The sequence below is a fragment of the Devosia sp. YIM 151766 genome, from assembly GCF_030285925.1.
In the GTDB taxonomy this organism is placed as follows: Bacteria; Pseudomonadota; Alphaproteobacteria; order Rhizobiales; family Devosiaceae; genus Devosia.
The window spans coordinates 789,938-816,355 of record NZ_CP127251.1 but is presented as its reverse complement, the minus strand read 5'-3'; the positions used below and the strand labels follow the sequence as shown (position 1 = coordinate 816,355).

16 protein-coding genes are annotated in these 26,418 nt (G+C 64.6%); 5 read left to right on the top strand and 11 right to left on the bottom strand.

From position 1 onward, the window contains the following. Nucleotides 1-248: 248 nt before the first annotated feature. Entirely contained in the window at nt 249-2,723 is a 2,475-nt protein-coding gene (locus O9Z70_RS03920; protein WP_286021191.1) for a beta-mannosidase, read from the bottom strand. A 230-nt stretch (nt 2,724-2,953) separates the two neighbouring features. Between O9Z70_RS03920 and O9Z70_RS03915 the strand changes: the two genes are divergently transcribed. Then, nucleotides 2,954-4,924 (top strand): putative bifunctional diguanylate cyclase/phosphodiesterase, encoded by a 1,971-nt coding sequence (locus O9Z70_RS03915; protein WP_286021190.1) that lies wholly within the window; start codon nt 2,954-2,956, stop codon nt 4,922-4,924. A gap of 36 nt (nt 4,925-4,960) precedes the next feature. On the opposite strand, the gene O9Z70_RS03910 is transcribed toward O9Z70_RS03915, so the two are convergent. Then, nucleotides 4,961-6,811, bottom strand: coding sequence for an ABC transporter ATP-binding protein (locus tag O9Z70_RS03910; RefSeq protein ID WP_286021948.1), 1,851 nt, complete (start codon nt 6,809-6,811; stop codon nt 4,961-4,963). Between the two features lie 441 nt (nt 6,812-7,252). Between O9Z70_RS03910 and pepN the strand changes: the two genes are divergently transcribed. Together pepN and O9Z70_RS03900 are read left to right on the top strand one after the other, a co-directional pair. Beyond that, nucleotides 7,253-9,889, top strand: coding sequence for an aminopeptidase N (gene pepN, locus O9Z70_RS03905; protein ID WP_286021189.1), 2,637 nt, complete (start codon nt 7,253-7,255; stop codon nt 9,887-9,889). Between the two features lie 284 nt (nt 9,890-10,173). Then, nucleotides 10,174-11,271 carry a sensor histidine kinase gene (locus O9Z70_RS03900; protein WP_286021188.1) on the top strand — a complete coding sequence of 366 codons (1,098 nt, stop codon included), beginning with the start codon at nt 10,174-10,176 and terminating at the stop codon, nt 11,269-11,271. On the opposite strand, the gene O9Z70_RS03895 is transcribed toward O9Z70_RS03900, so the two are convergent. The 8 genes from O9Z70_RS03895 to ccmI all read right to left on the bottom strand — a co-directional run bounded on the left by O9Z70_RS03895 (nt 11,272) and on the right by ccmI (nt 22,021). Then, nucleotides 11,272-14,151, bottom strand: a complete 2,880-nt coding sequence (locus O9Z70_RS03895; RefSeq protein ID WP_286021187.1) for a bifunctional [glutamine synthetase] adenylyltransferase/[glutamine synthetase]-adenylyl-L-tyrosine phosphorylase — start codon at nt 14,149-14,151, stop codon at nt 11,272-11,274. Between the two features lie 54 nt (nt 14,152-14,205). Then, nucleotides 14,206-15,615: a HAMP domain-containing sensor histidine kinase gene (locus O9Z70_RS03890; protein WP_286021186.1), complete on the bottom strand. Its 1,410-nt coding sequence runs from the start codon at nt 15,613-15,615 to the stop codon at nt 14,206-14,208. 3 nt (nt 15,616-15,618) lie between these two features. After that, nucleotides 15,619-16,290, bottom strand: coding sequence for a response regulator transcription factor (locus tag O9Z70_RS03885; RefSeq protein WP_286021185.1), 672 nt, complete (start codon nt 16,288-16,290; stop codon nt 15,619-15,621). A 56-nt stretch (nt 16,291-16,346) separates the two neighbouring features. After that, the gene (locus O9Z70_RS03880; RefSeq protein WP_286021184.1) at nt 16,347-17,879 is read right to left on the bottom strand and encodes a Do family serine endopeptidase; all 1,533 of its coding nucleotides are present in this window, start codon (nt 17,877-17,879) and stop codon (nt 16,347-16,349) included. A gap of 125 nt (nt 17,880-18,004) precedes the next feature. Next, complete coding sequence (locus O9Z70_RS03875) at nt 18,005-18,469, bottom strand: cytochrome c-type biogenesis protein (RefSeq protein WP_286021183.1); 465 nt, start codon at nt 18,467-18,469, stop codon at nt 18,005-18,007. Continuing rightward, entirely contained in the window at nt 18,466-20,439 is a 1,974-nt protein-coding gene (locus O9Z70_RS03870) for a heme lyase CcmF/NrfE family subunit (RefSeq protein ID WP_286021182.1), read from the bottom strand. Before O9Z70_RS03870 ends, O9Z70_RS03875 begins: the two co-directional genes overlap by 4 nt. After that, entirely contained in the window at nt 20,436-20,912 is a 477-nt protein-coding gene (gene ccmE, locus O9Z70_RS03865; RefSeq protein WP_353057813.1) for a cytochrome c maturation protein CcmE, read from the bottom strand. The genes O9Z70_RS03870 and ccmE overlap by 4 nt, the downstream gene beginning before the upstream one ends. Beyond that, nucleotides 20,909-22,021 carry a c-type cytochrome biogenesis protein CcmI gene (ccmI, locus tag O9Z70_RS03860; protein WP_286021181.1) on the bottom strand — a complete coding sequence of 371 codons (1,113 nt, stop codon included), beginning with the start codon at nt 22,019-22,021 and terminating at the stop codon, nt 20,909-20,911. The genes ccmE and ccmI overlap by 4 nt, the downstream gene beginning before the upstream one ends. A gap of 105 nt (nt 22,022-22,126) precedes the next feature. Between ccmI and O9Z70_RS03855 the strand changes: the two genes are divergently transcribed. Both O9Z70_RS03855 and O9Z70_RS03850 read left to right on the top strand, forming a co-directional pair. Next, entirely contained in the window at nt 22,127-23,203 is a 1,077-nt protein-coding gene (locus tag O9Z70_RS03855; RefSeq protein WP_286021180.1) for a hypothetical protein, read from the top strand. Then, the gene (locus O9Z70_RS03850) at nt 23,200-25,185 is read left to right on the top strand and encodes an FAD-dependent oxidoreductase (RefSeq protein ID WP_286021179.1); all 1,986 of its coding nucleotides are present in this window, start codon (nt 23,200-23,202) and stop codon (nt 25,183-25,185) included. The genes O9Z70_RS03855 and O9Z70_RS03850 overlap by 4 nt, the downstream gene beginning before the upstream one ends. Here O9Z70_RS03850 and O9Z70_RS03845 read toward each other — a convergent pair. After that, on the bottom strand, nt 25,182-26,324 hold the full coding sequence (locus O9Z70_RS03845; protein WP_286021178.1) for a hypothetical protein: 1,143 nt from the start codon (nt 26,322-26,324) through the stop codon (nt 25,182-25,184). The two genes, O9Z70_RS03850 and O9Z70_RS03845, sit on opposite strands and share 4 nt — an antisense overlap. Nucleotides 26,325-26,418 lie beyond the last annotated feature (94 nt).

Here is a 26,418-nt window from a genome sequence, read left to right as displayed (position 1 = left end):
GCGGCGTGACATTGGGCGGCTGTCCTTGGGGGAGGACGCCCAAACTCCCATAGACCTCGTGGTGAGCCTGTCGATCATGAGGTCGCGGGCACTGAGTTACCCGACCTCGTCCTTCGACAAGCTCGGGATGAGGTCTGCGGGTTCAGGATGAACTCGAGGAGGGCTCGTGTTCCCGGAAACTTTGGCTCCTGCGCCTCCCTCCCCTCAACACGCAAGGGACGTGAAGGAGCGATCGTTCGCCACCGATCTCAAAACGTCTCCGCCAGGTGCCGCACCCGCAGCGAGCCCTTCAAATCCGCCGAGCCGACCTTCGCGCCATGCCGCGGATGGAATACCAGGTCCACCGGGCGGCCCGGCAGCAGCGTCAGCGCATTGTCGGAGAAATATCCGGGCACATCGACGCTCGCCGTGGCGAAGAAAGCCGGCCGGTCCGCCGCCAGCGTCAGCACCGCCCTGCCGTCCCGATCCGCCCAGCTTGCCGAAATTTCGGCCTCCACGAGTTCATAAGCCTTGTAGGGCTTGGGGAAATAATCGTTCTCACCCAATAGCCTGCCTTCGGCATCCGTCCAGGCGAAGAACAGGAATTCGTCGGCCGCCAGATCGGCGACGGCGATATGGGTGACGGCGATCGCGGCGTCGGCGCCCACCGCGCTATTGCCGGAAAAGACGATCCGGCTCTCCCCGCCGACCGTCACCGCCCTGACCTCCAGCGCGATGGAGACCGGCCTGCCTTTATCGTTGATCGCCTTGAGCGCGATTGCGCTATTGTCCGCATCCGGCACGGCGACGACATTGACCGGATTGTAGAAGCGCCGCGCCATGTAATGCATCAGCTTCCATTGCCCGCCATAATCGAGGCTCGACCAGCTCGCCACCGGCCAGATATCGTTGATCTGCCAATAGAGCGTGCCCATGCAGCGCGGCTTGGTGGAGCGCCAATATTCGATGGCGGTCTTGATGGCGAGGCCCTGCTGGATCTGGCTGAGGAAGACCATCTGCTCGAAATCGCGCGGGAAGCGGAAATAGCGGTTCATCGTCTCGATGATGCGGGCATTGCCGCCTTCATTGCGCTGGTGGTTTTCCATCACCGGCGAAGACGGGTTACGGTCCTTTTCCTCGGCAAAAGTCTCGATGACATTCATTGAAGTGAAAGATTGGAAGCCGAATTCCGAGGCGAAGCGCGGATTGATGCTGCGATAGGCGTCGAAACTCTTGGCCGAGTGCCAGACGTCCCAATAATGCAGGTCGCCGCGCGTGTCGGAATGCCAGCCATCCGAGAAATCGAGATAGCCCAAAGAGGGTGAAGATGGCCAGAATCGGCGCGCCTTGTCCTCGTCCTCGACGATCATGCCGAGCATGGAATTGAGCCGGTCGTAATTGGCAATATAGCGACCCGGATCGGCCTTGGTCTCGGGATACCAGCCCAGCGAGCCGATCACCTCGTTGTCGCCGCACCAGAGGGCAATTGAGGCGTGGTGGCTCAACCGCCGCACCTGCTGGGTGATTTCGGTGCGCACGCTATCGAGGAATTCACGGTTTGACGGATAGCTCATGCACGAGAACATGAAATCGTGCCAGATGAGGATGCCGAGCTCGTCGCACAGGTCATAGAACCAGTCCGGCTCATATTGCCCGCCGCCCCAGATGCGCAGCATGTTCATGTTCGCCGCCTTGGCGCTTTCCAGCAGGTCGCGGACAATGGCGGGCGTCGCGCGGCTGGGAATGGCGTCGGCCGGAATCCAGTTGGCGCCCATCATGGTGATGTCGCGGCCATTGATGCGGCACTTGAAGCTGTGGTCGATCTCGTCCTTCTCGATCACCCATTCGAGCTGGCGCAAGCCGATCTGGCGGCTGGTGATCTCGCCCTCCAGATTGGTGGTCAGCTCATAAAGCGGCTGCTCGCCCTGCCCGGAAGGCCACCAGATTTTCGGGTTGTGGATGGTGATATTGTGGGTGAAGACGTTCTCGCCCTTTTGCACCGTGACCTTGTCGGTGATCACCTGTCCGTCGATGCGGTGTTCAAGTTCCACCTCACCTTGAGCAAAGGCGAAAAGCCGAGTCTTTATCGATAGTTCGACCGCGTTCCGGCCATGCGCCTGGTCGACCTGCACGCTGTCCTGGCGGGCCAGCCGTGCCTTGCGCAGGCTCATCCGGCCATAGATGCCGATGGGCATGAGGCAGATGCCCCAGTCCCAGCCGGCATGACAGGCCGCCTTGCGGATGAAGTTCATGTGGATGCCCTTCAGCCCGTTGGTCTGGTAATTATAGGTGAAGGGGATGGGGAAGGGATGCGCCTCGGCGCGGGCTTTGGCCACGTCCGGGGCGATGCCGAATTCCACGCGCAGCCGGTTTTCGCCGGCACGCACCTTGCCGGTGACGTCGATATCGTGGCGCACGAAGCTGTTGTCGGTGCGCGCCACCGCCTCGCCATTGAGGAAGATGGTGGCGATGCAATCCACTTCGGCCAGGGTCAGGGTGAGATAGCCGTCGATATCGGCGGCTGTGGCGCTGAAGCTGCGCTCCATCGCCCATTCCGTTTCATTGACCCACATCACCTCTTTCTCGTTCTCGCCGAAATAGGGGTCGGGGATGAGACCGGCGGCCAGCAAGGCGCCATGCACGTCGCCCGGCAGGGTGATGTCGGTGGCGATGCCGCGCGAGGGCGCGGTCAGGGCGAAGCTGCCGCCCAGATCGAGGGCGCTGTTCTTGGCGGAAACGGCCATGTCTGTCCTCCACAACCGGCCAGGGCCGGTTAGACCGGCTCGCGACTGGAGCCAATGCAATCGATTTCGAAGATCGTTCTAGCCGGAAGTCGCGGGGCTTCCAATGGGGGGAGCGCGCTTTTCGCAGGTCGAGACCGGCAAGGTTTCAGAAGTCGGGCGGCGGGCCGGAAACGCCTTACCACTCTATTAGTGTATTTACCCGTAGGGTCGGGCGCATGGAGGCTAGCTGCATGTCTGTGTTCCGGCACATTCGCGACCTATTTACCGACCCATCGGACATCCCGGAGCTGACGCTGGCGCAATGGAAGGCCCTGACCCGGCAATTGCCGCTGCTTTATGCCATGCTGGTCTCCAACACGCTGATCCTGGCCTGGACCCATTTCGACGTCGCGCCGCTCGAACTCACCCTCTATGTTCCCGCCGCCCTGACCTTGTTCTGCTGCGTGCGGACGATATTCTGGCTGCGCAGCCAGCATGTTCCGGTGTCGATCCCCAGGGCGCGCTGGGGGCTGCGGGCCACGATCTGGATGGGCGCGGGACTGGCCATCGGCTTTACCGTCTGGAGCTTCAGCCTCTTCCCCTTCGGCGATGCCTATCTGCAATCGCAAGTGGCCTTCTTTATGAGCATCACCACGATCGGCTGCATGTTCTGCCTCATGCATGTGCGCGCCGCCGCGCTTGCCGTGGGCCTCTGCGTCCTCGTGCCGTTCACCTTGTTCTTCGCCGGTTCGGGCCAGGACAGCTTCATCGCCATCGCCATCAATATGGCCCTGGCCGTCATCGCCCTGCTGGTGATCCTGTTGAACAACAATCGGGATTTCGCGGCCTTGGTCAGCTCGCGCACCGCCATCGTGCACCGGCAGCTCGAAACCCAGCGCCTGCTGGATGAAAATCATCGCCTGGCCAATACCGATTGCCTGACCGGCCTGCCGAACCGGCGCAGCTTCGACCATCACCTGGCCGCCGCCTTGCGCGAGGCCGAGAGCAGCGGCCGCGAGATCGCCGTGGCGCGGCTCGATCTGGACGAATTCAAGTCGGTGAACCAGATTTTCGGACAGCTCATCGGCGACCGCGTGCTGATCGAGGTCGGGCGCCGCATCGACGACATGCGCCGCCCGGACACGTTCGTCGCCCGCCTCGACAGCAACAGCTTCGCGCTGATCATGCAGGGCCCGGCCGATCACCTGTCGCTGGTCCGCTGCGGCGCGCGGCTGTGCAATATCATGCGCCAATCCTTCGACACGCCGGGCGGCACCATCCGGGTTTCCGCCTCGGCCGGCTTTGCCGCCTCCCGCCCGGGCGATAGCGCCCATAGCCTGTTCGACCGCGCCGATTACGCCACCTCGGCCGCCAAGCGCGAGGCGCGCGGCCATGCCGTGGTGTTTTCCGACAGCCATGCCAGCGCCATCACCAAGGTGCGCCGCATGGAGCATTTGCTGCATACCGCCCGGCTGGAGGATGAAATCTACATCCTGGTGCAGCCGCAATTCGATGTCGCCTCGGGCGCCACGATCGGCTTCGAGGCCCTGGCGCGCTGGCGCAGCCCGGTATTGGGCGAAATCTCGCCGGCCGAGTTCATTCCGATGGCGGAGCGCACCGGCCAGATCAGCAAGATCACCCAGATCGTGCTGCGCCAGGCGCTGGCGCTCAGCGCCACTCTGCCCGGCAAGCTGCGGATGTCGGTCAATCTGTCGGCCAACGATATTGCCTCGCCCGCGGCAATCGAGCAGATCGTCGCCCTGGCCGGCGCAATGGGCAAACCCTGCCGGCTCGACTTCGAGATCACCGAAACCGCCGTCATGCGCGACCTCAACCAGGCCAATCAATCGCTGCTGGCGCTGCTCGGCCTGGGGGCGCGCATCGCGCTCGACGATTTCGGCACCGGCTATTCGAGCCTGACCCATGTGCAGAAATTGCCGCTGCACCGCATCAAGATCGACCGCTCCTTCGTCATGGGGGTGACCAGCGACCCGGCCAGCCGCGCCATCGTCAAGACCATGATCGACCTGTGCCGGAACCTGGGCATTTCCTGTGTCTTCGAAGGCATCGAGACCGAGGACCAGCTCGAAGCCCTGGTCACGCTCGGCGGCCGGATCATGCAGGGCTATCTCTTCGGCCGCCCCATGCATGCGGAGGACATGGGCGAATATCTCGCCCGCGAAGCCTCGCTGCGAAACCTCGAAAAGCGCGCGACAGGCTGATTTTCACCTCTCCCTTTGGGGGAGAGGTGAACATCATCACTGCGCCGCTTCTTCCGGCTCGTCGACATCGATGAAGCCGCCCGATTGCCGGCTCCACAATTGGCTGTAGATACCGCCGCTATCGACCAACTGGGCATGGCTGCCCTGCTCCACCACCCGGCCCCTGTCCAGCACCACCAGCCGGTCCATCATGGCGATGGTGGAAAGCCGGTGGGCGATGGCGATCACCGTCTTGCCGCGCATCAGCATCTGCAACTGGCTCTGGATGGCCGCTTCCACTTCCGAATCCAGCGCCGAAGTGGCCTCGTCCAGCACCAGGATCGGGGCGTTCTTGAGCAGCACCCGGGCAATGGCGATGCGCTGGCGCTGGCCGCCGGAAAGCTTGACGCCCCGCTCGCCCACATGGGCGTCATAGCCCTTGCGCCCCTGCAGATCGGAGAGCCCGCCGATAAACTCGCTGGCCTCGGCCAGTTCGGCGGCTTCCAGCATCATCGCCTCGGTCGCGTCGGGGCGGCCATAGATGAGATTGTCGCGCACCGAGCGATGCAGGAGCGAGGTATCCTGCGTCACCACCCCGATATTGGCGCGCAAACTGTCCTGCGTCACCCCGGCAATGTCGTGACCATCGATCAGAATGCGGCCATCGGCGCGGTCGTAGAAGCGCAGCAGCAGATTGACGAGGGTGGACTTGCCGGCGCCCGAGCGCCCGACCAGGCCGATCTTCTCGCCCGGCCGGATATGCAGGTCGAGATTGTCGATGACGCCGGAGGTCTTGCCATAATGGAACGAGACGTTCTCGAACTTGATGTCGCCCTTGACCTCGGGCAGCGGCTTGGCGCCGGGCTTGTCCGACACGACGCGCGACACCGAAAGCGAGGAAATACCGTCGCGCACCGTGCCGATATTCTCGAACAGCGAGGACATCTCCCACATCACCCATTGGCTCATGCCCTGAAAGCGCATGACCAGGCCCAGCGACACCGCCAGCGCCCCGGGCGACATCACGCCCTGGAACCACAGCCAGATGCCGGTCGCCGCCACCGCGAACAGCAGCAGCGCATTGGACCACAGCACCGAGACATTGAGCACGGTGAACAGGCGCATCTGCCGATAGGCGGTGTCGAGGAACTGGTCCATCGCCTCCTTGGCGTATTTCTCCTCGCGATTGGAATGGGAGAACAGCTTGACGGTGGCGATATTGGTATAGCTGTCGACGATGCGGCCGGTCATCAGCGAGCGGGCATCGGCCTGCGCCTCGGAAATCTTGCCCAGGCGCGGGATGAAATAGATCATCAGCGCCACATAGGCGACGAGCCAGACCAGGAACGGAATGGCCAGCCGCCAATCGGCCGAGGCGGCCAGGAACACCGCGCCGGTGAAATAGACGACGACATAGACCAGCATGTCGAGCAGCTTCATCACCACTTCGCGCACGGCCAGCGAGGTCTGCATCAGCTTGGCGCCGATGCGGCCGGCGAACTCGTCCTGGAAATAGCTCATCGACTGACGGATCAGGTAACGATGGCTCATCCAGCGGATGCGCTGCGGGAAATTGCCCAAGAGAGTCTGGTGCATGGTCAGCGTCGAGAGCAGCGCGAAGCCGGGCACGACGAACACGACCATCGCCCCCATCAATGCCAGCTTCCAGCCATCGGTCTGCATGAAGGTTTCGCGGTCGGCATCGGCCAGCCAGTTCACCACATCGCCGATAAAGCCGAACACGACGATTTCGCCCACGGCCACCGCCGCGGCGGCAAAGGCCATCAGGGCCAGCCATTTCTTGGCGCCATGCGAATAATGCAGGCAAAAGGCCACAAGGCCCTTGGGCGGCTCGACCGGCTCGTCCTTGGGGTAAGGGTCCAGTCGCGATTCAAACCAACGCAGCATTGCGTAAACCACTTCGTTGAACGGCGCGCTCATGGCGATGGACCACAGCCGGGCGACCTCCGGCGAACGGGGTCGAGGCCATTGGGGCCGGCGGCATGAAGCGCGCGGAAATTTCGGAACCGACGCTCATGTGCCCGGTCGGCGCAGAGGAGCATCGTGCAGACAGCTTTATAACGCCTCTCCCCAATCCCGTCTCAATTGACGGCAAAGAGTCATGCCATGCAGCTGCCAGCCGCACAGGATACACGAGAACGACGATTGAGCTGTAACCGGACAGACACAGGCCAGACGACTTCTTTCATTTCCGTTCCTTCACGGGGTCGTTCGCGCGCAAGCGGGAACCTCCCTTGCCGAATTGCCGGGATTCCCGCCTGCGCGGGCATGACATGGTGGGCCGGAAATGGCACACCAGCTAAGCAAACCTCATGACTGGACCGCTTCATGCGCACCGACAGCGAACAGACCATCTACCTTAAGGACTATGCTCCGACCCCGTACCGGATCGTGTCAGTAGATCTGGACTTCCTCATTCTCGAGGAAAACACCCGCGTCCGGGCGCAATTGACCATCGAGCCACGGCCGGAGACCGCGCCGGGCACGCCGCTGGTGCTGGATGGCGACGAATTGAAGCTCGACAGCATCGCCGTCGATGGCGCGCCGCTGGCGCTGTCCGCCTATCTTGCGGACGCCAATAATCTGACGCTGGTGGAGCCGCCGCATCGCCGCTTCGTGCTCGACACCCAGGTGACCCTCGATCCCGAGGCCAATACCAAATTGATGGGGCTCTATCGCTCCAGCGGCACCTGGTGCACCCAATGCGAGCCGGAAGGCTTCCGCCGCATCACCTATTATCTCGACCGCCCCGACATTCTCGCCCCCTTCACCGTGCGAATGACGGCGCCGATTGCCCTGGCGCCGGTCCTGCTGGCCAATGGCAACCCAATCGAGCGGGGCGAAGCGGGCGACGACATGCATTTTGCCGTCTGGGAAGACCCCTTCCCCAAGCCGGCCTATCTCTTTGCCCTGGTAGCCGGCGATCTCGGCTCGATCACCGACAGCTTCACCACGCAAAGCGGCCGCAAGGTGGATCTGGCGATCTATTGCACCCATGGCAAGGAAGGCGAGTGTCACTACGCCATGGACAGCCTCAAGCGCTCCATGGCCTGGGACGAACGCCGCTTCGGCCGCGAATACGATCTCGACATCTTCAACATCGTCGCCGTGTCCGACTTCAATTTCGGCGCCATGGAGAACAAGGGGCTCAATATCTTCAACGACCGGCTGGTCTTCGCCAAGCCGGAAACCGCCACCGACGCCAATTACCACGGCATCGAGCGGGTCATCGCCCATGAATATTTCCACAACTGGACCGGCAATCGCATTACCTGCCGCGACTGGTTCCAGCTCTGCCTCAAGGAAGGCCTGACCGTCTATCGCGATCAGGAATTCACCTCAGACGAGCGCAGCCGCCCGGTGCAGCGCATCCATGACGTGCAGAACCTGCGCGCCTCGCAATTCCCCGAGGATGGCGGTCCCCTCGCCCATCCGCCGCGCCCGGAGCAATATCGCGAGATCAACAACTTCTACACCACCACCGTCTACGAAAAGGGCGCCGAGATCGTCCGCATGCTGGCGACGCTTTTGGGCGAAGCCGGTTTCCGCCAGGGCATGGATCTCTATTTCGAGCGCCATGACGGGGAAGCGACCACGATCGAGGCCTTCATCAAGGTGTTCGAGGATGCGACCGGCGCCGATCTTAGCCAGTTCATCACCTGGTATTTGCAGGCCGGCACGCCGCAGGTCAGCGTGTCGGACAGCTACGATGCCGACAGCCAGACCTATAGCCTGACCCTCAGCCAGAAGGTCGATCCCACGCCAGGCCAGCCGGACAAGCAGCCGCTGCTGATCCCGGTGCGCTTTGGCCTGATCGGGCCCAATGGCAGTTCCATGGGCTGGAGCGGCGTATCCGGCGGCACGGTCCGGGACGATCTGATCCTGCTCGACCGGGACAGCGTCACCCTCACCTTCAGCGGCGTCGCCAACAAGCCGGTGCCGTCGCTGTTCCGCGGCTTCTCCGCCCCGGTCAAGCTGTCGTCCGGCCTCGATCAGGCCGACCTGCTGTTTCTGGCCCGCCACGACAGCGACCCGTTCAATCGCTGGGATGCCTTGCAAACGGTTTCCACCACGCTCATCGCCGCAGCCGCCAAGGGCCGCCGCTGGTCGGATGCCGATGCCGACGGGCTGCGCCAGGCGCTGGTCGATACGCTGGAAAATCCGCAGCTCGACCATGCTTTCAAGGCGCAGGCGATTGCCATTCCGAGCGAGAGCGTCGTCGGCCGCCATATCGGCAGCGATGTCGATCCCGATGCCGTCGCCGCGGCGCGGCACGATCTCATCGCCACGCTGGTCGGCCCGATCGCCGAAAAGCTGGAAAGCCAATACGACGCCTTGGTGGTGCCCGAGCCCTATAGCCCCGATGCCGGACAGGCCGGCCGCCGCTCGCTGCGCAATGGGCTGCTCAACCTGTTGACCGCCGGATCGGATCGCGGGAACGCCCTGGCATCGGCGCAATATCATGCCGCCGCCAATATGACCGACCGCTATGCCGCCATGGCCATATCGGCGCATTACTGGACCGGTGATGCTCCGGCATTGCTGGGCGATTTCCGCACCCGCTTCGCCGGCGACCCGCTGGTGTTCGACAAATGGCTCACCGCTTCGGCGCAGGCGCCGGACGATGGGGTCATCGAGCGCCTGCGCGCCATTCTTGCGGCGCCGGATTTCCCCCGCACCAATCCCAACCGGCTGCGCTCGCTGCTCGGCGCCTTCGTCATGAGCAATCCGACCCAGTTCGCCCGCGCCGACGGCGCCGGCTTCCGGTTCATCACCGAGGCGGTGGTCGAGATCGACAAGGTCAACCCGCAGGTCGCCTCCCGCATCCTCACCGGCTTCCGCATCCTGCCCATTCTGGAAGCCAGGCGGCGCGAGGCCGGCAGGGCGGCGCTCGAAGCGCTCAAGTCGCAGCATATTCTCAGCCGCAATGTCGGGGAAATCCTCGACCGCATTCTGGCCGGCTAAGCGTTTTGTTCGGGGGCTCGCCATGCGATCCCCCGATTCACCCTTTGGCGGCGCTCGGGGCTAACAATCCGCTAACCAATTCGGCTCTGGGGCGCATGGACGCGGCAGCCGCGAAATTGGAAGAATTTTTCTTCACTGCTAAGTGATTCAGCCGACTCCGCTTTTTCGATTGGCCGCCGCACGGCCCGGAAAGGGGCTCTGGACAACATGCCCCCACCTGATTCATACCTTGTTAAGGGCTGAAAAGTTTCGGGGCTAAACCCCTCCACAGAATGGAGAATTTTATGCGGACGTCGGAAATATCCGGCGCCGGTGCGCTTGGATTCCGCGCCGGCAAGGGGCTGGTCATTGCTCGCTTTTCCAATGTCAGCATCGCCGTCGCCGTCACCGCATTCCTCTCCGCCTGCCTGTTCCTGCTCTATGACGTCACCCGCATTGCCGAGAGCGCCGACGCCGAGCAACAGGTTCAAATAACACTTGAAAATCAGCATATTGCAGGGATCGCCGGACGCGGCCTGCTCGCCTTCGCCCTGGCCGGATTGATCACCCTCGCCTCCTGCCGCCGCCCTGCCGATACCGGCCGCAACGACGCCATCCTCGCCTCCATCCGCGCCGAGCAACGCCGGCTGGCCCGCCGCTACCACGAGGAAAAACTGAAGGCGGAAGCGGCGAACCGCGCCAAGACCAATTTCCTCGCCCATGTCAGCCACGACATCCGCACGCCGCTCAACCATATTATCGGCTTCGCCGAATTGATGGAGCAGGAAACCTATGGCGCGCTGGGCCATACGCGCTATCGCGATTATGTACAGTCGATCAAATGCTCCGGCCAGCACCTGCTCAATTCCTTCGCCACAATCCTTGACCTGGTCGAGCTTGAAGGCGGCCAGAAGCCGCTGCGGCAGGATCCGGTCCTGCTCGACGAGATCATGGACAGTGTCGTCAAACGCTTCCAGGGCCAGATCCAGCGCGCCGGCCTCGGCTTCAAGGTGGGTCCGGCGACCGGCGCGGTGCTGCGCGGCGACCGGCTGGGCCTGACGCGCATGATCGGCAATATCATGGACAATGCCGTCCGCTTCACCCAGGCGGGAGGCACGGTGACTTTGGCCGCCTTCGCGGCGGATGACGGCGTGGTGATCGAGATCAGCGATACCGGCATCGGCATGAGCGAGGAACGCCTGGCGACGCTGAGCCAGCCCTTCGCCATGGGCGACGCCACTTTCAGCCGCGAGGGTCAGGGGCCCGGGCTGGGCATTTCCATTGCCCGCGCCATAGCGGCGCTGAGCGGGGGCAATATCGCCATCGACTCCTCCCCCTCGCTGGGCACGACCGTGGCTATCTCGCTGCCGACCGAACCGGCAGCGGCGGAACTGGCGGCCTGATCAAAGCGTCAGCGCCTTGTCATACCAGGCCTGCGCCGCGCTCTCGACCTCGCCTCGCATCTGCTCGATTTCCAGCGCCAGCCGCCCGAAATCTGGATAATGCGCCAACTGCGCCAGCAATTCCTTGAAGGCCGGCGTCCAGGCCTCATCCTTGAATGGACTGATCAGCGCCGAACTCACGACCTGCAGCACCGTCGAATAGAGAAGGTGGATTTCAGCCAGGCGCTGCCCGGCGGGCACGAGGCCGGTGTCGCCGAGCCGGGCCAGCACCCGCGCGGTCGGGGCCTGCGGCAAGGCAATCTGCTTGCCGGCCACCAATTGCGCCGATTGGGCGATGAATTCGAGATCGACCAAGCCGCCGCTGGCCAGCTTGAGATCGAATTCATGGCGCGGCTGGCGTTCGCGCGCCATCAGGGCGCGCATCGACACCACGTCCTCGATGGTTTTGGCGGCATCGCGCTGCCGGATCATTATTTCGGCAATCTCCCCTTCGACTTTTTCGGCCATCGACCCGGTCGCCGCCACGATCCGGGCGCGGCTCAAGGCCAGATGCTCCCAGGTCCAGGCATTGTCCTTGTGATAGGCTCGAAAGCCGGTCAGGCTGGTCGCCAGCGGCCCGGCATTACCCGATGGGCGCAGCCGCATATCGGCCTCGTAAAGCACGCCCTCCGCTGTCGGCGCCGACAAAGCCGCGACCAGGCGCTGGGTCAAGCGGGCGAAATAATGCGAGGTCGAAAGCGAGCGCTCGCCATCGGATTCGGTTTCCGGCGCGTCATAGAGCAGAATGAAGTCGAGGTCGGAGGTGAAGGTCATCTCGCCGCCCGCCATCTTGCCGAAAGCGAGCAGCGCCACTTCAGCGCCTTCTATACGGCCATGGCGGATGGCGAATTCGTCCCGCACCCGGTCGAACAGACGATGGAGCAGCGTTTCGGCCAGCGCCGTGAATTGCTCGCCGGCGCCATTGGCGCTGACCGTGCCCGACAGCAGGCCGGCGGCGACGAGGAATTTCTGCTCCTGCCCGATAATCCGCGCCCGGTCGATCAGGTCCTCATAGGAGCGCGCATCGGCGAGGAACGCATCGACCTTGGCAACCAGGACGTCGCGATGGGTCACCTCATTGGCAAAGGCGGGATCGATCAGCCCATCCACGACATGGGCGCGGTGGATGACGGCTTCGGCCATGCGCGGCGCCGAGGCCATGAATTGCACCAGCAGGGTGCGCAGTTGCTCATGATTGCGCAGCAGGGCGAAGAGTTGAATTCCAGCCGGCAGGCGCGACAGGAAATTGTCCATGCGCGCCAGGGCCTCATCGGCATTGCCGGCGCGGCCCAGCGTTTTGAGCAGCGATGGCAGGAGCTCGGTCAGATGCGCGCGCGCCGCGGCGGACCGCGTGGCGGCATAGCTGCCATAATGCCATTTGCGTACGGTTTCGATAGCCTTGCGGGCGTCGGCGAAGCCCATAATGGTGAGCGTCTCCAGCGTCCCGGGATCGTCGTCGCTGCCGGTAAAAACCAGATTGCCCTCGCCCGAGCCGAGCGTCTCCCCCTCGGTGAACAATTCCGCATAATAGCGCGCCACCAGTTCGAGCGCCGATCGATAATCCCGCTCGAACTGCGCCGGATCCGCCTGGCCCATCAGGCGACCGATCAGGGCAACGCCCTCGACATTGTCCGGCATGATATGGGTCTGCTCGTCCTCCAGCATCTGCAAGCGGTTCTCCACCGCCCGCAGATACCAATAGGTGCGCGTCAATTCCCCGGCGGCTTTCGGGCTGATCCAGTTGGCGTCCGCCAAGGCCGTCAGCGCCTGCGATGTCGGCCGCACCCGCAATGTCTTGTCGCGGCCGCCGGCAATCAATTGCTGGGTCTGGGCGAAGAATTCGATCTCGCGGATGCCGCCCCGCCCCAGTTTGACATTGTGCCCTTCGACGCGGATATCGCCGACCTTCTTGGAGACGTTGATCTGGCGTTTCATCGCCTGGATATCGGCAATGGTGGCGAAGTCGAGATGCTTGCGCCAGACATAGGGCGCCAGCTCCTTGAGAAAGGCCTCCCCCACCTGCTTGTCGCCGGCGCAGGGCCGCGCCTTGATCCAGGCGGCGCGCTCCCAGTTCTGTCCGCGCATCTCGTAATAGGCCATGGCCGCATCGACCGAGAGCGCCACCGGCGTCGAGCCCGGATCGGGACGCAGGCGCAGATCGGTGCGGAACACGTAGCCGCCCAATTGCCGGTCTTCCATCAGGCCCACCAGCCGTTGCACCAGGCGCGAATAAATCCTGGTGGCTTCGCCCGGATCGGCCAGGACGGGCTTTTGCGGGTCGAAGAAGGCGACGATGTCGATGTCGGAGGAATAATTGAGCTCGCACCCGCCATGCTTGCCCAGCGCAAACAAAGCAAGGCCGGAATTGGCCGCGTTCGCCTGCTCGGGCGGAATGGCGAGCCGCCCCTTTTCGGAGGCTTGGCGCATCAGGAAATCCATTCCCGCCTCCAGCGCGATATCGGCGAGATCCGATAGGGCCTCGGTGGCGCGCGCGGTCGACCACCGGCCTCCGGTTTCGGCCACAGCCGCCAGCAGCGCCGTTTGCCCCTTGGCCACGCGCAAGGCGCGCCCGACTGCCGCCTCGTCGTCAAGACGACCGGCCCCGGCGGTCGCCGCAAGCAGGTCGGCAAAGACCGTGTCCACGTCGCCCGCCAGCACTTGCGTCAACCAGGAGGCGTGGTCGCGGGCGAGCCCCAATAGATAAGGCGCCGATTCCAACAGGGGTCCGAGCAAGGGTTCCGCACGCTGGAAGGCCGCGGCGACCTCATTCGGCAATTCGCCGAGCAGCGCGTCGAATCGCGGATGGTCCATGGGCGGCAAGGGCGACAGGATGATGCTCATTTTCGAGGCATAGCTTGCGCCGCGACAGGCAGCAAGACGGAGCGTAGGCCTCTCCTACCCTGCCGGCAATTCCAGCACCGCGCGAACTCCCGGTGCATTGTCCTCGATGCGGAAAATGCCGCCATGCAGTCGCGCCACCGCATTGACCAAAGCCAGCCCGAGCCCCGACCCGGCTTCGGAACGGCTCTCTTCCAGCCGCACGAAACGCTCCAAGACGCGCTTCCGGTCGTTTTCGGGAATGCCGGGACCGTTATCCGCGACCACGATGCGAACCAGGCCCGCCACCCGGCTCAGTTCCACCGCGATCCGGCCGGTGCCGCCCGCGCCCGGCCTGGCATATTTCACCGCGTTTTCCAGCAGGTTGACCATGGCCTGGCCGACCAGCTCGCGATTGGCCTTGAGGGTAACACCCGCTTCTACGGTGCTGACGACCTCGATATCGGCATCTTCGGCGACTGGGCCGTAAAGTTCGGCCACATCGGCGACGATATCGCTGACATTGATGTCGGAAAGCACGCCGGATGGCGCGCCCGCCTCGACGCGGGCAATCATCAGCAGCGCATTGAAGGTCTGGATCAGGCGGTCGCTCTCGGCGATGATGGTTTCGAGCGCTTCTTCCTTGGTCGCGGTGCTGGCCGTGTCGCGCAAAGCCGCCTCTGCCTTGTTGCGCAACCGGGTCAGGGGCGTCTTGAGATCGTGCGCGACATTGTCGGTCACCTCCTTGAGCCCCTGCAGCAATTGCTCGATGCGGTCCAGCATGGCGTTGAGATTGGTGGCGAGACCATCGAATTCGTCGTTCCGCCGCGTAACGGGCACCCGTTCGGACAAATTGCCCGACATGATCTTGGTGGAGGTGTCGCGGATCGTATCGATGCGCCGCAGGACCCGCCGGGCGGTGATGCCGCCGGCCATGACCGAGAACAGGATGATGCCCACCACGCCGACGAGGAAACTCTGGAGGATGATGGCGGAATAGCCGCGCCTCTCGACCACGTCGCGCCCGACCACCAGCCGCATGCCATTGTCGAGCACGATCGAGCGGACAACGGCCACCCCCAGCCGGCGCCGGTCGGTATTGACCCCGTCATCATCGCCCCAGGGATTGGGCCGCTCGTAATCGAAGCTATAGACGCCTGGCTCGATCAATACGTCCAGCGGTACGTCGCTGACATTGCCCAGAAGAAAGAGCCCCGATGCGTCCCCCAGGAAATAGAGGCCGGGCCCGGGCTGGTTCGAGAGGCGATTGACGGCGAAAGCCAGTGACCTGATGCCCTGATTGGCCTCGATGCGCTGGAACAGCCGCACCTCGCGATCAATGTCGTCGGTCTGCTGGCGCTGAATCTGGATGCTGGATTGCCAGCCGATAAAGGCCATCAGCAGGATGGCGAAAACGACGAAGATCGCGATGAAGGTCGCGGTCAGCCGAACCGTGGAGGTCCGCCAAACCTGGGCGAAGCGGCTCACCGGCTATTCTCGGATCATATAGCCGGCCCCGCGCACCGTATGCAGCAGGGGAACGGCGTGACCCTTGTCGATCTTGGACCGGAGACGGGACATATGCACGTCGATGACATTGGTTTGCGGATCGAAATGGTAGTCCCAGACATTTTCCAGCAACATGGTGCGGGTCACCACCTTGCCGGCATGTTTCATCAGATATTCGAGCAGCCGGAACTCGCGCGGCTGGAGCAGGATGGTTTCACCGTTCCGCTCCACCTTGCGGCTCAGCCGGTCGAGCGACAGGGCGCCCACCGAATAGCTGGTGGCGGCCTCGGCGGGGCTGGACCGGCGCGCCAGCACCTCGATGCGCGCCAGAAGCTCGGTGAAGGCATAGGGCTTGGTCAGATAATCGTCGCCACCGGCGCGCAGGCCGGTCACGCGATCGTCGACCTCGCCAAGCGCGGAGAGGATGAGCACCGGCGTCTTGTCGCCTTCGGCCCGCAGGCTTTCGACAATGGAAAGACCGTCGCGGCGGGGCAGCATGCGATCAACGACCAGCACGTCATAATCCATGCCCGAGGCCATCGCATAGCCGGTTTCGCCGTCGGCGGCATGGTGGGTCACATGGCCCGCTTCGTCCAATGCCTGGATCAGATAGCTCGCCGCTTCACGGTCATCCTCGATCAGCAGAATCTTCAACGCCGGACGCTCCAGTTGAAAAGGCCCCGGAACCAAGGCTCCGGGGCCGATACGCATTACTCGGTGATGGGCAGTCCTATGAAGCGGGCTTCGCCGTCACGCGCGACCCGGACCAGCGCCGTATTGAGGCCCTTGCTCTCGACGCCGGCAATGGCCTGCTCGAAATCGCCGGCCGTCTGCACCGGCTTGTTGTCGACTTCGAGCACCACGTCGCCGGTGGCGATACCGCGTTGCGCGGCAGCGCTGCCATCCTCGACATCCTGGACCAGCAGGCCGCCCGAACCATCGCCATTGGGCACCAGCGTCAGGCCGAGGCTGGTGGTGGCTTCAGGCAGAGTCTGCGGTGGCGTCGGGGATTGCGGCGTGGCCTGGGCGGTCTCGTCCAATTGCGTCAGCTGCACCGAAATGGTGGTTTCAGCTCCATCGCGCCACAAAGTCAGTTCGACCGTGGAATTGGGAGCCTTGCTGGCAATCGTACGGCTCAGGTCGAGCGCATCGTCGATCTGGTCGCCGTCCACTTTCAGGATGATGTCGCCGGACTTGACGCCCGCTTCACCGGCAGGACCGTCTTCCGTCGGCTCGCGGACGATGGCGCCGCGGGCATTGGGCAGGCCGACGCCGTCAGCGATGTCCTTGCTGACATCCTGGATCGAGACGCCGAGATAGCCGCGCGTCACCGAGCCATCCTCGATCAGCTGGCCGATGATCTGCTTGACCGTACGAGCCGGGATAGCGAAGGCGATGCCGACATTGCCGCCATTGGGAGAGTAGATGGCGGTATTGACACCGACCACTTCGCCATTGGTGTTGAAGGCCGGGCCGCCGGAATTGCCGGTATTCACCGCCGCATCGATCTGCAGGAAGTCGCCATAGCTGGAACCGCCGATATTGCGGCCCGAACCGGAGATCACGCCGACGGTGACGGTGCCGCCAAGCCCGAAGGGGTTACCCACGGCAACCACCCAATCGCCAACGCGGCTCGGTTCGCCCTCGAAGGTCACGAATGGCAGGTCGCTGCCCTCGATCTTGAGCACGGCCAGGTCGGTGCGTTCATCGGTGCCGACGATGTCGGCAACCTGCTCGCTGCCGTCCTCGAAAACTACCGTTACCTTGGTGGCGTCCTCGACCACGTGGTTATTGGTCACCACATAGCCGTCCTCGGAGATGATGAAGCCGGAGCCCGCAGCCATATATTGGCGGGGGCGCGGCTCGCCACCCTGTCCGCCACGATTGCCGGGCGAATTGTTGCCGAACTGATCGAAGAAGTCGCGGAAGGGATGATCTTCGGGAAGATCGGGGAAGTTGAACTCGAAATTGAAGTCGCGGCCGCCACGCTGCACGGTGCGGCCCGGGGCCTGGGCTTCCACCCGGATGGAAACCACGGCGGGTTTGACGGCATCGACCAGATCGGCAAAGCCTTGCTGGACCGAAGCTTGGGGCACCACGATCTGCGCGGCGTTCTGCATCTGTGCATTGGCGACCTGTCCGGTCAGGACGAATGCGGTGGACACACCGCCCACACCGACCAGCAGCGCGAGCGTCGAGGCACCGAGCCAGCGCCGGGTACGCGAGAGTAAAGACGAACGCATGGGAACCAGTCTCCTTCGTTTAAGCTCTCAACAGCTTGTGGCAATAGATATGGAACGGTCCGCCTTTCGGTGAAGTTGCGTTCACATTAAGATTTGGCAATGTTGCAGGCGAGATTGCAGCAGAACTATTTCCGCTCTTTGTTCTCGACCAGTTCAGCCAATGCTTTTTCTTCCTCAGGCGTCAGGCCCGGCGCTGCCGGAACCGCAATGCGGCGGCGCGCCAGCAGCAAGGCGCCGAGCCCGGTAAGCAATAATAAGGGCGCTGCCATCCAGAGCAACAAAGTATGGCCGCCGAGACGTGGATTGAGCAGCACATATTCCCCGTAGCGGTCGACGATATATTGCTCGACCTCCGCATTGTCGTCGCCCGCCACCAGCCGTTCCCGCACGAGCAGGCGCAGGTCGCGCGCCAGGTCGGCATCGCTGTCATCGATGGACTGGTTCTGGCAGACGAGGCAGCGCAGTCCCGCCGAAATCTGGCGCGCCCGCGCCTCCATTGCCGGATCGGGCAGGATTTCGTCCGGCCCTACCGCCGATAGGGGCGTGGACAGGATCATCAGCAAGCAGATCAGCAGCGCCCGCAAGGTCATTGGGCTGGCCTCGGGACGGGCTTGCGGGATCGCTGTGGCGCGCCGACCCGCAGGCGGCGGTCGGTCAGCGACAATATTCCCGCCCCCGCCATGACCAGGCAGCCGATCCAGATCAGCAGGATATAGGGCTTGTGCCAGATCCGGACGACATGGGTGTCGTCCAGCGGCTCGCCCAACTGGAGGTAAAGCTGGGAGAGGCCATAGGTCTGGATCGCCGCTTCGGTGGTCGGCGTGCCGCTGGCCACATAGGTGCGTCTTTCGGCATCGAGCCGCGCCGTGCCGCCACCGGGTGCGGTCACCGTGAAGATGCCGGTATCGGCCAGATAATTGGGGCCCGCGATCTGCTCGAAACTGTCGAAGGCGATGGCATAGCCGGCCAGTTCGGTCGTCTCTCCCGGATTGAGCGTGGTCACCCTTTCGCTCTCCCAGGCGGTCACCGAAACGATGCCCAGGACGGTGAGCCCGAGGCCCAGATGGCCGATGGCGGTCGACCAGATGGACCGGGGCAGGCCGACCAGCCGCCTCAGGCTTTCCCCGAGCGGGATGCGGCCGAGCTTGGCGCGTTCGATCAGTTCGGCGACCGAACCCAGGCTGACCCAGAAGCCCAGCAACAGGCCGAGCGGCGCCAGCGAGATCGAGACCCCGCCCAATGCGGAGATGAGTACGGCGAGAAAAATGGCCAGGGCGGCCATGCCGAGCAGGCGCTGCCCCGCCGCCACCAGGTCGCCGCGCTTCCAGGCCAGCAGCGGCCCGAAGGGTAGCACCAGCAGCAGCGGCGCCATCAGCGCGCCGAAGGTGAAGTCGAAGAATGGCGCGCCGACCGAAATGGTCGTGCCGGTCATCGCGTCGAGCAATAGCGGATAGAGCGTGCCCACCAGGACCGCCCCCACGGCCGTCGCCAGGAACAGGTTGTTGAGGATCAGCGCGCCTTCGCGGCTGATCGGCGCGAACAACCCGCCTTGCCGGAGCAGAGGCGCGCGCAGGGCAAAAAGCAGAAAGGCGCCGCCGATCAGCACCGCCAATATCGACAGGATCACCAGGCCGCGCGTCGGATCGCTGGCAAAGGTATGCACCGAGGTCAGAATGCCCGAACGCACGAGGAAGGTGCCGAGCAGCGACAGCGAAAAGGTGATGATGGCGAGAAAGACCGTCCATATCTTGAGCGCATTGCGCTTTTCCATCACCAGCGCCGAATGCAGCAGCGCCGTGCCGGCCAGCCAGGGCATGAAGCTGGCATTTTCCACCGGGTCCCAGAACCACCAGCCGCCCCAGCCGAGTTCGTAATAGGCCCAATAGGAGCCCATGGCGATGCCCAGGGTCAGGAAGGTCCAGCTCAGCATGGTCCAGGGCCGCACCCAGCGCGCCCAGGTCTGGTCGATGCGCCCCGAAACCAGGGCGGCGACGGCGAAGGAGAAGCAGATCGAAAACCCGACATAGCCGGCATAGAGCAGCGGCGGATGGATGGCGAGGCCGATATCCTGCAAAACCGGGTTGAGGTCGGCGCCTTCCAGCGGCGGCGCTGGCAGGCGCTCGAAGGGGTTCGAGGTCAGGAGCGTGAAGCCGGCAAAGGCGGCGGTCAGCAGGCTCTGCGTCCCCAGCACCAGATTGGCCAGATCGGAGGGCAAGCGGCGACCAAAGGCGGCCACCAGTGCCCCGAACAGCACCAGAATGAGAATCCACAGGAGCATGGAGCCCTCGTGGTTTCCCCAGACCCCCGAAATCTTGTAAATCAGCGGCTTGAGCGAATGGGAATGGTTGGCCGCCAGCGCCAGGCTGAAATCGGAGGCGACAAAAGCCTGTACCAGCGCCAGGAAGGCCAGCGCCACCAGAACGAATTGCAGCAGGGCCGCCTGCCTCAGGGCCAGCGCCAGCCTGTCGCCGCGCCGCCATAGCAGCAGGCCGCCAAGGGCCGAAACCAGGGCGATGGCAAAGGCCAGGACCAGCGAGAAATGGCCGAGTTCGATGCTCACGGCGCACCCGCCTCCGGCCGCCACTCGCCCTGCGCCTTCAGCGCCTCCACCACTTCGCGAGGCACATAATTCTCATCGTGCTTGGCCAGCACATTGGTGGCGGTGAAATCGCCGTCGCCGCCCAGGCTGCCTTCGGCCACCACGCCCTGACCCTCGCGGAATAGGTCGGGCAGGATGCCGGTATAATGGGCAACGATATCGGCACCGCCATCGGTGATGACGAAGGAATTGTTCTGGCCGTCGCGCGTCCAGCTATCGTCCTTGACCAGGCCCCCGAGGCGGATCGGATGACCGGGAGCCACCTCCCGCGCCATTACATCGCTGGGCGAATAGAAAAACACGATCTGGTCGCGCAGGGCCACCAGGACCAGCGCCGTGGCGATGGCGATGACGACGGCCAGCCCGGCAATGACGGCCAGGCGCTTCTGCTTGCGGGTCATGCTCTTGCGACGAATATTGGCCGGCATGGTCATGGCGTGGCTCCATTCAGCGTCAGGCCCGCGGCCAGGGCGAGCGTATCGAGTTCACCGCGGTCGAAAGCGGCCGGATAGGCCGCGACCGCCGCATCATAGGCGGTCTGGGCATTGTCCTGCTCGCCCAGCACCAGATAGGATTGCACCAATTGCGTCCATTCCTCCACATCGCCGCCATCGCTGGCGAGGCGCTCGGCCAGGCTGCCGACCATCGCGCGGATCATCTCCGCCTGCTGCTCGGCCGTATCGTCCACCCCATCGGCCTCGGCCACGGCCAGCCCCTGTTGCGCCGCCGGCAGCCAGGCCTCGTCGCCATTGGCCAGATCGATGGCCGCGCGCCAATAATCGGCGGCATTGCCGTAATCCTCGATCCGCATCGATTCCGCCGCCAGGTAGAGGCGCGAGCGGATATGGGAGGGATCGCTCGCCGCTGCCTGGCGCAACAGGTCAAGCGCCTCGCCCGAGCCGGCCTCACCCGCGTCCAGCAGCAGCGCCTCGGCGAGACTGGTCTGCAATTCCGCGCTCGGTTCGGACAGCGTGATGGCCTGCCGATAGGCATTGGCCGCATCGGCATAGCGGCCGAGTTCCACATAGGCCGGAGCGATGACCGTCCAGCCGCGCAAATCGTTCGGCACCGCGGCCAGCCGCTCCTCGATCTGGGCGATAGCGTCTTCCAGGCTGATGCTCTGGGCGGCGATCTCCGGCCGCTGGGCCAGCGGATGCGTCGGCAGTTCCGGGCTGCCGAGAACGGCATAGAGCCCGAGGCTGATCGCGGCGATGACCCCCAGACCGGCCAGCAGGGTGCCGTGCCCCAATTCGCCCGGCGGCGATTTGGGGGCGTCGCCTTTGGTGCGCAGCATTTCGCGCGCCAATTCGCCCTTGGCGACATTGGCCTGTTCCTCATCCAGCTTGCCGCTGGCCAGGTCGGCCTCGATGCCAGCAAGAAGCAGGCGGAAATGGTTGTTGGGATCGGCCAATTCCGGTCCGCTCGCGTTGACCACGCGCCCGGCCGCCGCGTAGAACAACGCAGCGCAAGCAATGACAGTAATGGCTATGGCAATCGCCCAGAAAATCATCGGCCCCAAACGCTTGTTTGCTTCGCGCGACAAGGCATGGTCCTCTATAAGCCGAATGCGGCAAAAAACCACCAAAACAGCGCGTCACTGCGTGGACGCATTGCCACAGGGACTGGTCGTCGCAGGCCAGTTGGCCGCATGAGCGACGTTCCGGCGGATTTCGCAATCGTCGGCTCAACGCCGCTTGCTCGCCTTTTGGCAGGGTTGCTCTGCGGCTCGCATGGCCGGACGGTGCTTTTTGTGGGGGAAAGCCAATCCTCCTATCGCCTGCCGCGCGGCATCGATCTGTCGGTGGCGCCGATGACACGGCCCGAAAGCTGGTCCCTGCTCGGCGGAGCCATGGCGGAGAGCACGAAGCTTATCGGCCGCATTGCCGGGCGCGGCGCCTGGCGTCATGTGGACCCGATCTTCTTCACCGACCGGCCGCGGGCCGCCGAGGCCGTGTCCCATATGCGACACATGGCGCTGGATTTCGGCATCGCCGTCGAGGCGGTTCCGCCCGCCCTGCTCGGCGAAACCCGTCATGGCGTCCGGTTCCGCGATGCCCTGCTGCTCAATCGCCCGCTGGCGGAACCGGCCATGGATGCCTGGCTCGAACGACAGGGCTGCCGGCGTCTCATCCCCGAGAGCCTCGTGATAGAGGCCGATGGCGGATCGACGCTGAGTGCCGCCGGCGAGGTTTTTCAGGCGCGCCAGACCGTTCTGGCCGATCATGACGCCATTCTCGCCTACCTGCCCCGCCAGCAATGGCCAGCCCTGCTGCAACGCCATCCAGCCGCATCCATTCTCACCATGCCGGCCCGGCCGCTGGCCGCACCGGTCATGATGGAAATACATTCCGGCATCACCCTGTTGCAGCAGCCCGAGGGAGGCATAGCCGCGATCGGGCTTGAGGACCTGGCGAGCTTTTCGGATCGGGTGCAGGGCCTGTTGGGCCAACAAGGGCAGGTGGAGCAGGCCGGCCAAACCGGCTTCACCACGCTCGCGACCGATGATGGCGCCCCGGCGGTGGGCCGCGTCGGCGGAAGCGGCGCCGACATCGTGGTCGGCATGGGCGCGACGGGAGTGTTTCTCGCACCCGCCCTGGCCCGCTGGTTCTGTGGCCAGGCTTCGACGGACGAAGCCGCCTGGTTCGGCGATCGTCTGATTTCGCGCGCCACGGACAGCCGGCAAATTGCCGATTTCACCCCCGGTATCGCGAGCGAAACGGCATGAGGCCACAGATCAATCGCCTGCCTGCCGACAAGGCCGGCAGCTTCGCCGGCACCGCCATCGACCGCAGCCGGCCATTGCGTTTTCGCCTCGATGGCCGGCTGATTTCCGGGTTTGCCGGCGATACCGTGCTCAGCGCCGCGCTGGCATCGGGCATAGACAGTCTCGGCCGATATGATGACTCGCCTTTGGGGCTGACGCCCAGCGCCAGTCCCGCCATCAGCCTCGCAGCCCGCGCCGGCAAGCCGCACCATGCCCTGCCCATGGCCCGCACGCCGGCCATGGACGGCGCGGATTTCGTCACTCTCGGCGGCTCGCGCGTCAACCCGCTGGCGCGCCTGTTCCTGCCGGGCCGCACATTGGGCCTTGCCCTGGACGGCGCCCAGGCGCTCGACCGGCCCTGGCGCGCCCTTGCGGGCACGCTCCAGCCGGGCGCCGATCTCGTCGTCATCGGGGGCGGCGTGGCGGGCATGGAGGCGGCGCTGGCCGCCGCCAGGGCCGGCCTGGCCACTATCCTGGTGGAAGCCGGCCCGCAATTGGGCGGACATTCCGGCCTGTTCGGCACTCAGGAAGGCGAAGCGGCGCCGGAAGCCGACATCGGGGCATTGCGCGCCGCAATCGCCGCCAGCGATGCCATCGAGGTGCTTACCCATGGCCATGCCTATGCGCTTCGGCCGGGCCTGGTCCGGATTCACCACATCGACACCTCCAACGGCACCCCAACGGCAAGCGTGCTCGATCTGGCCACCCGCTACATCATCCTGGCCACGGGTTCGCGCGAGCGCCTGCCGATCTTTTCCGGCAATCGTCTGCCCGGAATCAGCAGCACGCTCGATGCGTATCAACTGGCCTGCCGCTACGGCATCTGGCCGGGGCAATCGGCCCTCGTCGCCACGGCGAGCAATGTCGCCTATCGCCTCGCCATGCTGGCCAGCGATGCCGGTATCGCCATTGACCGCGTCCTCGACAGCAGGCCAAGCCCAAGTTCGCGCTTCATCGCCTTCAGCCGCGCCTATGGCATGGTGCAGGTGCCGAACAGCGCACCGGAGCGGGCCGGCATCGCCAAAGCCGGCGGCCGCTTGTCAATCCATCACGGCCAAGCCGGTTCCGAACCGATCACGACTGAACGCCTGCTGGTTTGTGGCGGCTGGCAGCCCGATCTGACGCTGTGGCACGTGGCGGGCGGCGCCAGCCGCTGGCATCGGGCCCACCATCGGCTCGAAGCCGTGGGCGAGATGGACAATATCGCCCTCGCCGGCAGCGCCGCCGGCTATTTCACCCGGCGCGGCTGCAAGGATAGCGGCAGGGATGCGGTGGCGGCGCTGTTGCATCACAAGCGCATCCCCGTCGACGATCCTCTGATCGACCCGCTCTATGAGAGCCCCGATGCGCCCCTGATCGTTGCCGAGCCGGCCGAGGATGCGCCGCCGGCCTTTCTGGATAGCGGCCGGGGCTTTCTCCAGCGCCCGGCTCCGCGCCGCCGCTCCTGGATGGCCAGGTTCAGGCGCGACGGACCGCCGAACGGCCTCACCGCGCTGTCGGAAGCCCCGCAGGCCCTGGCGATAGGCGATGTCGCTGCTGGCGTCGATCTGGGGCTCATCCCGGCCGACGCCGCCGGCATCGTCGCTCAGGAGCGGGTGGCGCTGGTGCCGTTGACCCTGCCGGCAGGGCCTGCCGGGCTGCCGCCTGCCGACGATATAGTGGCGCTGGAAGAGGTCCCGGCCTATCTGGAGGGCCGCTTTGGTGACGATGCATTATGGGTCAAACTGGTGCCCGCCCAGTCCCGGCGGCTCAGCAGTGGCGCCCTCATCTATCGCAATTCCGATTCCACGCAGCCCCTCTACGCTGTCGGCGTCGTTCTGCGGCCAAGCGGCGAGGCGGCCATGGCGCTGATCGCGGCGGAAACCGTGCGGGCCGGCTTGCCCGTCATCGTGCGCGATCAGGGCCGCGCCATTGCCGCGCAGATCGATTACGAAACGCCCTAGCCCCGCCGCTCCGCCGCCACTCGGGCGCGTTTCAGCGTTTCGGCATATTCGGCGTTGAACCGCACCTCGGCCATTTTGATGGCCGTATCGAGCCGCAGGCCGGTCATCGTATCGCCGGGCATCTGGCGCATCAGGTCGAGATTGCGCTGGATATGCAATTCCAGCGCCTGGCCCGTCTGGCTCCAGGCCTGGTCGAATACCGCATTGAGCGCCAGAGAATCGCGGCAATCGCGCACGGCCGACAGCAGGTAGATGCCGTTCATGGCCGCCAGCATGCGATCATTGTCGATGCGGTCTGTGCCCTCGCGCGGGCGGCGCATGGCCTGGTTGAGGTCGGTCACCACTTCCTTGAGGCGCGGCTCCACCCGGTCCGACACCACCTTGGTAATGGTGGAGAGCACCTGCGTGGCGCGGCTGCCCCGGGCGAATTCGATATAGCCGGTCAGCGCCCGCACCAGGCGATGAAACCGATCGAGACTGCGGCAGACCAGGTCGATATCGGCAAATGGCCCCATCAGTTGCAGATTGTGCAACTGGTTCTGCGCATGGGCGAGGAAGGCGTCGATCAGCGGCGAAAAGCCGTTGCGCGCAATACTGTCTTCCTTGGCATTGCCGGACAGCTTGATGATCGCGGTGATGAGCCGGGTCGGATTGGCCACCTGCCCGACCGCGGCATGGAACAGCAGCGCGGCCATTTGCGGATCGGATAACGGCATGGATTGCAGGGCCACGCCCAGCGCCCCGTCCTCGCCGATCGTGTTGACCGCCTTGCCAAAGCTCTGGGCCTTGCCGAGCAGGGCGCGGGCCCGCAGCCCGGCCAACACGACATTGAGCTCATCGCGGGCATTGTCGCGACCGAATTGCGCGCGGAAGCGGCGCATGGCCTCGTTATCCGTATCGACCTTGTCCAGCGCCTTTTTGGCGCGGGCCAGCATTTCGGCCATGACCGGTTCGAGATCTGTGGGTTTCAGCGCCCCGCTCTCGGCCGCTTCGGCGGAAATCAGATCGGGGCAGAGATCGCGGACCAGCCAGGTCCAGGCGGCCATGGCGCCCTCGCGCACCACCGAGCCGGCAAAGGCATGAAGCACCGGCTCGTCGACCAGAATCGGGTCGATAACGCCGCAGAACGGCCGGCGCACAGCCGCGCTTGCCCGCCCCGCACTCCTGGGGACGGGCGCATTACTGGCGGCAGTTCTCGGGGCGGACTGGCTCATCAGGGCTCATGGGGAGGGT

Bases quoted from the DNA above. Each gene is read 5' to 3' on its own strand.
- O9Z70_RS03920 (WP_286021191.1), bottom strand. From the start codon at position 2,723: ATGGCCGTTTCCGCCAAGAACAGCGCCCTCGATCTGGGCGGCAGCTTC.
- O9Z70_RS03915 (WP_286021190.1), top strand. From the start codon at position 2,954: ATGTCTGTGTTCCGGCACATTCGCGACCTATTTACCGACCCATCGGAC.
- O9Z70_RS03910 (WP_286021948.1), bottom strand. From the start codon at position 6,811: ATGCTGCGTTGGTTTGAATCGCGACTGGACCCTTACCCCAAGGACGAG.
- pepN (WP_286021189.1), top strand. From the start codon at position 7,253: ATGCGCACCGACAGCGAACAGACCATCTACCTTAAGGACTATGCTCCG.
- O9Z70_RS03900 (WP_286021188.1), top strand. From the start codon at position 10,174: ATGCGGACGTCGGAAATATCCGGCGCCGGTGCGCTTGGATTCCGCGCC.
- O9Z70_RS03895 (WP_286021187.1), bottom strand. From the start codon at position 14,151: ATGAGCATCATCCTGTCGCCCTTGCCGCCCATGGACCATCCGCGATTC.
- O9Z70_RS03880 (WP_286021184.1), bottom strand. From the start codon at position 17,879: ATGCGTTCGTCTTTACTCTCGCGTACCCGGCGCTGGCTCGGTGCCTCG.
- O9Z70_RS03875 (WP_286021183.1), bottom strand. From the start codon at position 18,469: ATGACCTTGCGGGCGCTGCTGATCTGCTTGCTGATGATCCTGTCCACG.
- ccmE (WP_353057813.1), bottom strand. From the start codon at position 20,912: ATGACCATGCCGGCCAATATTCGTCGCAAGAGCATGACCCGCAAGCAG.
- O9Z70_RS03855 (WP_286021180.1), top strand. From the start codon at position 22,127: ATGAGCGACGTTCCGGCGGATTTCGCAATCGTCGGCTCAACGCCGCTT.
- O9Z70_RS03850 (WP_286021179.1), top strand. From the start codon at position 23,200: ATGAGGCCACAGATCAATCGCCTGCCTGCCGACAAGGCCGGCAGCTTC.